The organism is Paenibacillus sp. Dod16, assembly GCF_049893405.1.
Classification (GTDB): Bacteria; Bacillota; Bacilli; order Paenibacillales; family Paenibacillaceae; genus Paenibacillus_AQ.
Window position 1 is genome coordinate 20,487 of the sequence record NZ_JBNDYG010000062.1, and the last position, 9,709, is coordinate 30,195.

11 protein-coding genes are annotated in these 9,709 nt (G+C 38.7%); 2 read left to right on the forward strand and 9 right to left on the reverse strand.

Annotated features, from left to right (window positions below):
- Positions 1–15: 15 nt before the first annotated feature.
- Genes ACPV3A_RS32705 through ACPV3A_RS32715 form a run of 3 tightly spaced genes read right to left on the reverse strand, consistent with a single transcriptional unit; the run spans position 16 to position 3,716 of the window.
- Entirely contained in the window at positions 16–933 is a 918-nt protein-coding gene (locus tag ACPV3A_RS32705; RefSeq protein ID WP_426203899.1) for a TniB family NTP-binding protein, read from the reverse strand.
- Positions 934–2,997: a Mu transposase C-terminal domain-containing protein gene (locus tag ACPV3A_RS32710; RefSeq protein ID WP_426203901.1), complete on the reverse strand. Its 2,064-nt coding sequence runs from the start codon at positions 2,995–2,997 to the stop codon at positions 934–936.
- Positions 2,994–3,716, reverse strand: a complete 723-nt coding sequence (locus tag ACPV3A_RS32715) for a hypothetical protein (protein WP_426203903.1) — start codon at positions 3,714–3,716, stop codon at positions 2,994–2,996. The genes ACPV3A_RS32710 and ACPV3A_RS32715 overlap by 4 nt, the downstream gene beginning before the upstream one ends.
- A gap of 219 nt (positions 3,717–3,935) precedes the next feature.
- Between ACPV3A_RS32715 and ACPV3A_RS32720 the strand changes: the two genes are divergently transcribed.
- Entirely contained in the window at positions 3,936–4,376 is a 441-nt protein-coding gene (locus ACPV3A_RS32720; RefSeq protein WP_426203905.1) for a helix-turn-helix domain-containing protein, read from the forward strand.
- Positions 4,377–4,523: 147 nt separating this feature from the next.
- Positions 4,524–5,084 carry a hypothetical protein gene (locus tag ACPV3A_RS32725; protein ID WP_426203907.1) on the forward strand — a complete coding sequence of 187 codons (561 nt, stop codon included), beginning with the start codon at positions 4,524–4,526 and terminating at the stop codon, positions 5,082–5,084.
- A gap of 349 nt (positions 5,085–5,433) precedes the next feature.
- Here the strand turns inward: ACPV3A_RS32725 and ACPV3A_RS32730 are convergent, their stop codons facing one another.
- From ACPV3A_RS32730 to ACPV3A_RS32755, 6 genes are all read right to left on the reverse strand, one after another.
- On the reverse strand, positions 5,434–6,483 hold the full coding sequence (locus tag ACPV3A_RS32730; protein ID WP_426203909.1) for a flavin-containing monooxygenase: 1,050 nt from the start codon (positions 6,481–6,483) through the stop codon (positions 5,434–5,436).
- Between the two features lie 20 nt (positions 6,484–6,503).
- Positions 6,504–7,751 carry an MFS transporter gene (locus ACPV3A_RS32735; RefSeq protein WP_426203911.1) on the reverse strand — a complete coding sequence of 416 codons (1,248 nt, stop codon included), beginning with the start codon at positions 7,749–7,751 and terminating at the stop codon, positions 6,504–6,506.
- 268 nt (positions 7,752–8,019) lie between these two features.
- The gene (locus tag ACPV3A_RS32740) at positions 8,020–8,286 is read right to left on the reverse strand and encodes a protein-tyrosine phosphatase family protein (protein WP_426203913.1); all 267 of its coding nucleotides are present in this window, start codon (positions 8,284–8,286) and stop codon (positions 8,020–8,022) included.
- A gap of 7 nt (positions 8,287–8,293) precedes the next feature.
- Positions 8,294–8,455, reverse strand: coding sequence for a hypothetical protein (locus ACPV3A_RS32745; protein ID WP_426203915.1), 162 nt, complete (start codon positions 8,453–8,455; stop codon positions 8,294–8,296).
- Positions 8,456–8,481: 26 nt separating this feature from the next.
- On the reverse strand, positions 8,482–8,766 hold the full coding sequence (locus ACPV3A_RS32750) for an adhesin (protein ID WP_426203917.1): 285 nt from the start codon (positions 8,764–8,766) through the stop codon (positions 8,482–8,484).
- 42 nt (positions 8,767–8,808) lie between these two features.
- On the reverse strand, positions 8,809–9,709 hold a 901-nt coding region (locus ACPV3A_RS32755), incomplete at its 5' end, for an ArsA-related P-loop ATPase (RefSeq protein WP_426203919.1).

Here is a 9,709-nt window from a genome sequence, read left to right on the forward strand (position 1 = left end):
TCCTATCTCCTATCATCAAGTTAAGTGATCAGACTCACCAAATAAGTTAAACTTCGCTTGGCGAAGTATATCTACCGTTAATACTAGCTTGTTCAGATCCTCACAATCCTCAAACACGCCTAATAAGCGATAAGCTTCCTTCAGGATGGCATGAATATATCCAATTCTACCTTGTGAATAAAAATGAAGTAATTGTGGGTATCCCGTTGAAGGGTCTCCTAGACCAATTTCCTCAGGTGGTTGTATTGTTTGCTCAATGTCAGAAAGTAAATTGCAAAAGAGATCGTCGCATTCCTCAAATCGTTGTATCACATCTTTTCCGAACCTCCTGATATATTCATCCTCCATATTACGAAGTACTTCAATTTTTGGTGTACCCATACATACAATACATAACTGACACTTATTCGTTAGATCCTTTAGCATCTCCATTGCTTCTTGATCATCGAACCGTTTTGTGCGCATAATAAAATTCATTTCATCGAATATGATCATTTCTGTCTTTTGCTTCTTAAGCAGCCCAAGAACTCGATTCTTAACATGGTTAATTCTCTCATCTCGTCTAAAATTATCGGTCCCCAATGCTTTAAGAATCGCTGTATAGAAATGCAACTGCGTAAATGGGAAGGGTAACTCTACATAAATTACTGGCTTGATATCAATTTTCTCATCTTCTGTTTCCAGCGTATATCCCGGGTTACGTTTCGCATAACGTTTTCCTATTTGGGATTTTCCTACACCGGATAATCCCATTAGAATTAGATGCCTTGGATCTTTCTCATCTTCAATATCTGGTATCTCTTCTTCCTCTTCACTAAATGAATTGCATAATCGAAGTGAATCAAATTTACTCCATATTCGATTCACTTCGCCATGTTCGATATATAGTCTGCGAATTCGATTTGCGAATGATTTCACTTCCAATCTACTCATCTATTTCTCTCTCCTTCTGTCCTCTGCTTGTTTTGCTTGTTGAAATAATTCCTCTTCTATGCTTAAGATACTCTGGTTTTTTTGCCTAGCTAGTTCCTGCTGTTTTGTATATGGTGTTTCAAGTTTTAGGGTTACATTCGACATTTTAGCTATAGTTTGGCGAACTGTTTTTTTTCTTGTATATGAATTGCCTACAACTTTGGATATTTTCCCCCAAGCTTTTTCAATCTGATCTTTACCTAAGATTTGATTTCTTTTTAATTGACCTTCTTCTCTCAAAAGCTTTTCCATTAGTTTATAGGTGTAATGATTGACTCCCACTACAGTCTCATACGATGGTGATTCGCAATGCAACTTGATGAATTCGTTGATTTCGGGATGAAGCAGATAAATTGCAGAGATATCATCAATATCAAATTTCACCGTGTACTTTTTATTTCTTGTCCCTACAATATTTCCACATTGCTCCGACTTATATAGTCGATTTCCCCAGCGTACTCCATCTCTTGTATAAGGCTTCTTTGTTGTGTGTAGGAAGTCAATATCATAGTATGATTTTTCACTATCAAAAATCACGTCGGGATACCCCATTTCCTTTAGGCTCTCGAGATATCGGACACGTGGTGATAAATTGTTCGGTAAACCTCGATGAACTTTGTACGGATAAATATCTGTTAAGTACAACATGAGTATTTTTCGAAGATCACTTAGAGTAAGCGTTGCTTCCTCACTAGGGTTTAATTCTCCTTTGTCAACAATACTTCCCTTAGTGGTACCAAAAATGTTGTGGATCACTTCTCTGTTCACAGTTCCAAACAGACGTTCTATCAATGCTCCGTAATGAGGCAACTTGACAGGACGATGTCTTAGTTCGCTCTCTAACGTTTCATTAACTAATCGCTTGATGTCCTTACTTTTAAAATCCATTCCGTTATCCACATAAATGATATTAGGAATTCCAAAAGCTACCCACTCAGTTTGCGTATCAAAATCTTGAATAGTATTTTTAGAGAACACCCCATGCTTTATAGCCTTTCTAACAACATTTTCACTAGGGCCCTCAGATGATAAATACATGCACCAAGTTTCACGAGAATAAACACATATGCCAAGAGTAAGCCAAGGACGATTAATGACCATCCCCGTTACATCGTCAATCACCATCATATCTATCTGCGTGTGATCTATTTGAACAATATCCAGCCGACCTACTGCTTCCCGGTCAGCATATCCCCTTGCCACCGGATCATAAATTTGCTTTGCTTTTTTGTGGTTACGGTATCTTTCTTTAGCTCTTACATCAATTCGATCAATAATGCCACTAATGGTTATGTAATTAATTTCCGGTATGTTATTGCTCATGCATTTCTGTGATAAGCTTCTATAGATAGTGGCTTTAGAAACCCTTAACTTCGTCAAGTATTCGTTTTCGATCACTTCTTTTATAAGAGCAATTTGCGTATCTGGAAGCCTAACTGTTATCGTGTCCAGCAAAACATCCGGGTTTTGGGGATCACAAATGGTGAGTACTTTGTTATCTTTTCGTCCTGTATACCCCTTTCCTTTGTCAGAAATTAAACCATCTAAACCCATTTGTCGATATCCTTTTAGATATCTCATAATAGTTGCTCTAGAACTCTTCTCCATTTCCAATATCCTACCAATAAGATCCTTCTGTTTTAACAGTACTATTCTTTCGCCTGCTTTAATGAGATACTTATATTTATCATGAAAAAGGTGAAGTGCTTGTAAATCACCTTCTCGAATTCTTTCTAGTAGCAGAATTGGTTGTATTATTTTGAAGCGCTGACTTACTTCATCTTGTCGTTCCTCTGATAATTTCCTTACATTGTTATTGGATGTTATTTCATTCTTATTCCTGGCTATGATCATGGATTGATGCGGTTTAAATGATGGTTCGGTTATTAAGGAAAAATAATTAAATTTAACACTTTCCCCATCAACCCTTTTCAACCAAACATCCGGGGGTTGGATAGATACAATCCGATACATGATCCCATATACCTCACACTCCGCATTTAACCGAAATGAACTAATAGTCATGTTCGAGCCTCCAGGATCGATATTGTTTTCATTTCACGGTTGAGTGTAACGATGCATCTGGAATCAATTTTTTCGTTTACATCCACTTGAAGATATCCGTGAGCAATGAGATGAAAAACCAATGGCTTAATGTAAAGAGGATCTATCGAGTCAACAAAACTTGTCGATATTTCTTCAACCGAGCATGGCTCCAACCATTTCAACCTTTTAAGAACTTTTTGATCCCACTGAGAGTAATATATTCTTTTTTTAAGATAACCTTTTAAGAAATGAATATTCCTCTTCAATGTCTCAGGCAGTGTTTTCGGGTATACGACGTCGTAATTCCAGTTGTTAGCTGAACATACTTGCTCACAGGCTTGATTACGTTGAAGGATTTTCGTGTCATTGTCCTCTGGGCTTTCTTTAATTTGATAAAGGAGTGGGATACTTCCTTGCCGGAATACCAATACATCTGGTATATGAAACCATTCTTTTTTGTCTGTAATCATGGGAATCTCTATAGGCTGCACATAATAACGAAAAACAAATGGATCCAACTCTAAATAACTATAAAATATTCTTTCATTTAGCGACTCATATTCCACACTGCATTTATTTTTTTGACTATAGAAACTTCCAATAATATGTGGGTACCAGTTGCTTCCTTTGTTGTTCACTATCCGTTTTGGTGCATATAGTGTATCTTCTAAAACCCATGATTTATGCAACCAATCCATAACCAATTCACTCCTTATTGTTTTTGAAAGAACTATTTATTTCTTTTCTCTGACCTGCATCGAAGGTGCAAAATTGATATATTGGAATAGTGATTCTCCCTTAACACAATTGGATTTTCAATAAAAATCCAGCGGATATATCGGTTATTCGATATTTTAGCCGATTTTAACATAATTGTATCCGAAAAACCATGAAAATTAACGAAAGGAGGCTCTGTTTTGAATGATATTGGCCAAAAAATCAAGATTATACGAAAATTAAATAGTCTTAATCAGGTCGACTTTGCGAAAGTAATTGGAATTTCACAAGGTACTTTAAGTGATATTGAATCGGGAAAAAGCAACCCTTCTATTGAAACTCTTATTTCTTTACATGAGAAATTTGATGTCAATTTAAATTGGTTAATAAAGGGCCAACACTATCGAAATAGTAAAAAAACTAACATTTCCAATAGAGAGGGGCAAAACGTTCATGCAGAACGTAATTTTATGGAAAAAAACACATTCTTCAATAATGAAATTTGTATACTCGAGAATGAATTATTTCAAACTACACTTAAAAATAATGAAGACCAATTATTACAATTATTTAGACAATTGGACTCAAGGGATAAAAATGAAATCATTTCATTTATTGAAGTAAAACTAAATAAGAAATAGATTTTTATACAAGTTAATTAGGAATTATAACAATACAAAAAACAGTGAGTAGCCTTTGGTTGCTCACTGTTTTTTGTTCCTATCGAATCGAAACGTAGAGATAGTCTTCCACGTATTTTATATAAATAATTCAAAGGAGGCATTCTATTGGCAAAGCAGTTCACTCATTTCCTGGTAAAGTTTTGCTTATTTTCTCTATTCTTTTTCTTTCTTTATATATGTGCTTTTGTTTGGAGCATGGACTTGGTCGGCTCGTTTATAGATACTACTAATCATACAATCAGACATTTAGCATATGGTACCTTTTCAGCTTCTTTTTTCTCTTTTATAACAACTGCAACCATTCATGTTATCACTTATCTTTTTTTTAAGAAAACAGATTTCTCTAGCTGGTTTAGAACCATTAATCATCTCTTCTTATACCTATCCGGTTTAGGTACAGCCATCATCTCCATGAAGTCATTTCTAATTAATGCTAAAGTAGTAACTGGTCACGAACTGATTTTTGATGATCAATTTAATTTAATTGGCTTAGTATTCTTTATAGCTATTTTCAATTACAATCTTTATAATTCTTTGGTGTTATCTAAAGAAATATTAGGTTTTGAACAATTCAAAATTCAAATCACGAAAAAAGCCAAGAATTCTATTATTGCAATTAAAAGTTCCCTCAAACATTTCATAAGTAGACAATTTCAGAAAAATTAATTAATCAATTGAGATACTGATTATAGCCGACTGAAATTAGCAGCCCCGAAGGGCTGCTTGTTTTCCATTAGTATTATCTTGTCGGTGCAGGTCTGGAGTGCTTGCTTATACATTGTGGGAGAGAGCACTTACTTAGATAGATTATTTTTCTTTATATCCCATACGGGAACTGGTTGCCATATGAAACATTTTTTGCGATTTCCTCTCTTTTTTGTTATAAAAAAAAGACCAGTTAAAATGAGAATGTCTGCAATTACAAATATATATCATTAGTCGTGGCGTCGAAGGAACCTAAACAAGTCAAATTGGAGAAAGCAATAATAACTTTTCGCATAAGAAACCATCTGTCTCACCTAGCCCTTTTCTGAATATGTTTCACAACATACTTTGCATCAGGACCAACCCCCCGGAGGGTCGCTGAAGCAAAGGATCGCTGCCCGGATAGCCCCACATAATATAGACCAGTTACAACCGTACTTACACCTCGGTCTTGTAATGGATCTCCATTAGTATCAAGTCCTACTAGATCTTTGATAAAGGAAAGATTGGAACGAAACCCAGTTGCAAAAATAACACTATCCACCTTCTCTTTTGATCCATCGGGCCAAGTTACCCCATCTTCATAAAACGATGTAAACATGATTTTTTGCTTTGGATTGCCATCCTTCAACCTTTGTTTATATCCATCCAGGTCCATGACGGAAGATGCGTTGGCTAATGACTTCCCTATCCGCCAATGAGAATCGATACCGGTGATGATAAACCAAAAGTGAATGTCCTTACCTAGAAAACGCTGCGGCACAAGCGAGACCGGCTCACGAACCGCTAATGTTGTATTGGCTATATCTGCTAACTCCATCGCGATTTGTACGGCTGAGTTTCCCCTTCCAACGACGATAACGGATTGATCTCTAAAGGCATCCGGTTTCTTATAAAAGGCGGAATGTACGATTGTACCGTTGAAATCTTCTTGTCCCGGTATCGATGGGATAAATGGCTTGTTAAAAGAACCGGTAGCGCAGATCACATTACGTGCAGTATATGTTTCTCCCGTAGTCGTACGAACTTGAAAAACACCTGATTCTTTAGAAACATGCTCAACACGTTGATGGAAGACAATCGGTAACTGAAAGTGAGACGCGTAGTTTTTTAGGTACTGAACAACCTCATCTCGATTAGGATATCGGTCACCTGGAGACGGTATGGATAATCCCGGTAAGGATGAATATTTAGCCGGCGAAAACAGCTTTAAACTATCGTAGTAATTCGGCCACGAACCTGCAGCTTCCCCACTCGCTTCCAAAATTAAAAAGGATAGGCCTCTTTGTTTCAGGTGGTATCCTGATGCTAATCCCGATTGCCCGCCACCAATGACTAGGACATCTAAAACGTGATTCATTGTCATTCTCTCCTCCCACATTATGTATGGTTATCAACATGAATTAGGATTTCATTTTTCCGATTCCTTTTCTTCATTCGAAGCAATACGAATCCACACAAAACTAACAATAGAGCAGCTCCAACATTCAAGGCAGTGTCTCCTATTACAGAGAGCAGTGTGAAACCCAGAAATGGACCTAATGCAGCACCTATATCAACCGTCATGGAATACGAAGATACGACGTAATGTTTATTGGATGAATCAGCTGCATATTGAGCAGCATCAGCATCTAATAATGTAGTTACGATTGAAGATACGAGAAGTAATAGGATGAGCGTCGAGAGCCACACAATAGTTTGGAGATTGAATGCTATGATGACAAAAAGAATACCAACCACCATGGTACTTCCCGCTAACCATTCTGTTCTCGACTGCCTGATATCACTAAACCTCCCAACCCAAAAACCAAGGAAAGGATCCGCAGCTAATTTGAGGGTAAGTAATATCCCTGTTAACGTTGCTGCACTAATCGAACTTAATAAAGATAAAGCACTAAAATCCCGCATTTCTATCCAGTAGCTAAGTGTCGATTTCACGTACCCTTGGAATAATAAAGAAATCACAAATCCGGTTATTAGTAGAATGATGAAACGTTGATCCTTAACCATGAGCATTAGTGCTTTCGAATTTTTGTTGTTCTCTACATGCTGCAATATACCTCGACTGCTTGTTTTGATAGGTAACAAAAGCGGACATGTTAAAGCACTGAGGATCGCAAAACCGGTTAACACCGACGAAGTATCAAAGCTTTCAGATAATAAGGAACCTACAACCATACCGATAACAACACCAGCACCAGCAATCCCATTAAACAAACCTGTTAGTTTCCCTGGCTGCTTACTCTCCGTAACAGCTTCAACCACTAATAACTGCCCGGCTTGTTTAATGAAGGCCCATGCCAACCCCCACACACATCTAGCGATCAAGAGCGCGATAAATTCATTAAAGTAACCATAAGCAAATGTAGAAACGATCGTTAGGCAGATGGCGATGAATAGACCATTTCGAACCGGATATCGTGTATAGAACCAACCAATGAGTGGATGTATCGGTATACGAACAAACCGATTGATCGATAATAAAACCCCAATCTGCCAAAGGGCTGTTAACCCGAATTCCTCACTGTTTACCGGCAACACGGCATATAACATGGCATCTCCAAATAAACTAATTGCTGTGATGAAGGCAGTAATGATCATGTTTTTCTCAGCTGTGCTCCGATTCACCATCCTCCCTCTTTGATTTTGATCCCTGGAGCAAATGCATTTGTCGCTACCATCAATAATCAGCCTCCAAATTATTTGTAAATTGCAAGTAATGACCCTTAAAAAAGGCCCCTTAGTCCACTTCCATGTACACAAAATTAAAATTCACTCACATTCCACGCACCTAACCTTAGATAAGTTATAACTCAAATATTTGTATTTTGCAAGTTTTAATTTTGAAATGAGGACATTTAAATAGCCACCTGTAGAATAGGTGGCTATCACAAAACTATGCTTCAAATATCTTTTCGAGTGATTCTCTTTGGGTCGGCTTTATTTGAATAATGTTGCGAATGCTCTTGACCTTTTCCTCAGCTTCGGCAATGGTTTGGGCCTCTCCTAGGGCTAGCAAGGTTCCAATGGCAACGGTTCCTGTTCTTCCTTTACCTCCCCCACAATGAAAAGCAACTTTTTGGCCATTGTGATAGGCACTAACTACTTCATCGATCGTCTTTTTAAATAAAACTTCCTCGCTCTCCGTTGCATTGTCGCCCAAGGGGATCTTAATCCATTTCACTTTGGCATCTGTTGATGCGCACTCCGTGGCTTCTTCTCGAAGGTTCCACCACGACTTGGACACCTTCTTGTTTTACCATTTCTTCGACATCAGCGGCTCCGCCCATGTAGATCTTATCTTCATGTAGTGCATGGTATTTCTTCTCCATGTTCTTCGTTGCCTCCTATTTTCGAATTAGCAGCAGCTACTACTGCCGCCACTGACGATTAATGCAGGACCTTCTTCATCTAGGTCAATATCCAATGTAACATTCCGTACGAGGTCGGCAATCGTTGGATCGAGAGCCACTTCTATATGATTTATACGCTCGACAATGTCATTTTCCTGAGCTTTATCCAGCGTCAGCTGATAACTTGGTCCGCAACACCCAGCACCTGCATTAAAGAATCTTAACGTTGTTGTCCCAGCTTCTTTCATCATCTCTTCGATGTATGCTTTAGCCTCATCCGTAATGATCATGATGATCACTCCTCACTTCTATAAGTAGAATCTTACCTGTCATTACTTCTCCGCCAGTTTTTTGAGCCGATCGTATCCCTTAATCTCCTCCGGTTCCCACGGAATAATCACGCTGTGGTTTGCCGATGCTTCTTTGATTTGTGAGATCCATTGTGCCTCCGAACTCGCACGGCCTTGTAACACCGGATCCATTGTCTGCGTTGCAGCGAAGCTCTGATTGATCGCCCACCATTTCGTAGGGATATTAGCTCGCTTCAAGTCCTCATTCAATCGGGAAGCCTCGTAAAAAGGCGTGGCCTCTGCCAAAGTAACAATAACTACGCTGGTCTCCTGAGAATTTCGCAGGCGAGGCAGAAGATGCTTCACCGAATCAGGAATGGCTCCGGAAGAACGTTCAATTTCCTTATGGTACTCTTGCGTTGCGTCCAATAGCAGCAGCGTATGCCCGGTTGGAGCCGTATCAATCACCACAATCTCATCCTGTGAACGCTCAACCAACTCTGCAAAAGCCCTGAAGACAGCAATCTCCTCTGTACAAGGAGAGCGTAAGTCTTCTTCCAAATAAGCAAGACCATCTTCATCTAAGGAATCGGCATTTTGGCTCAGTACTTCATTACGGTACTTTTCTAGTTCGACTCTTGGATCAATTCGACTCACCGATAAATGGTTGTTTCCTTCCTCTTCTATAATGTGGTTAAGATGTGCGGCAGGATCGGTTGTACTCAGATGTACTCGATGCCCCTGTTCAGCTAAGCCAACCGCAATAGCTGATGCGACCGTTGTCTTTCCGACACCGCCTTTTCCCATCGTAAATACAACACGTACTCCGGATGATGCTATATCACGAATGAGAGTGCTTAATGGTGGTGCTGAAATCTGTTCCACGTTTTCACAGCTTAATGATTGTTCTATGAGTGAAAATAGTTGACGCAAATGGGTTAGT

What these genes read in the sequence shown, in the direction of transcription:
- ACPV3A_RS32705 (WP_426203899.1), bottom strand. Translation starts at nt 933, where the DNA reads ATGAGTAGATTGGAAGTGAAATCATTCGCAAATCGAATTCGCAGACTA.
- ACPV3A_RS32710 (WP_426203901.1), bottom strand. Translation starts at nt 2,997, where the DNA reads ATGACTATTAGTTCATTTCGGTTAAATGCGGAGTGTGAGGTATATGGG.
- ACPV3A_RS32715 (WP_426203903.1), bottom strand. Translation starts at nt 3,716, where the DNA reads ATGGATTGGTTGCATAAATCATGGGTTTTAGAAGATACACTATATGCA.
- ACPV3A_RS32730 (WP_426203909.1), bottom strand. Translation starts at nt 6,483, where the DNA reads ATGAATCACGTTTTAGATGTCCTAGTCATTGGTGGCGGGCAATCGGGA.
- ACPV3A_RS32745 (WP_426203915.1), bottom strand. Translation starts at nt 8,455, where the DNA reads ATGGAGAAGAAATACCATGCACTACATGAAGATAAGATCTACATGGGC.
- ACPV3A_RS32750 (WP_426203917.1), bottom strand. Translation starts at nt 8,766, where the DNA reads ATGATCATTACGGATGAGGCTAAAGCATACATCGAAGAGATGATGAAA.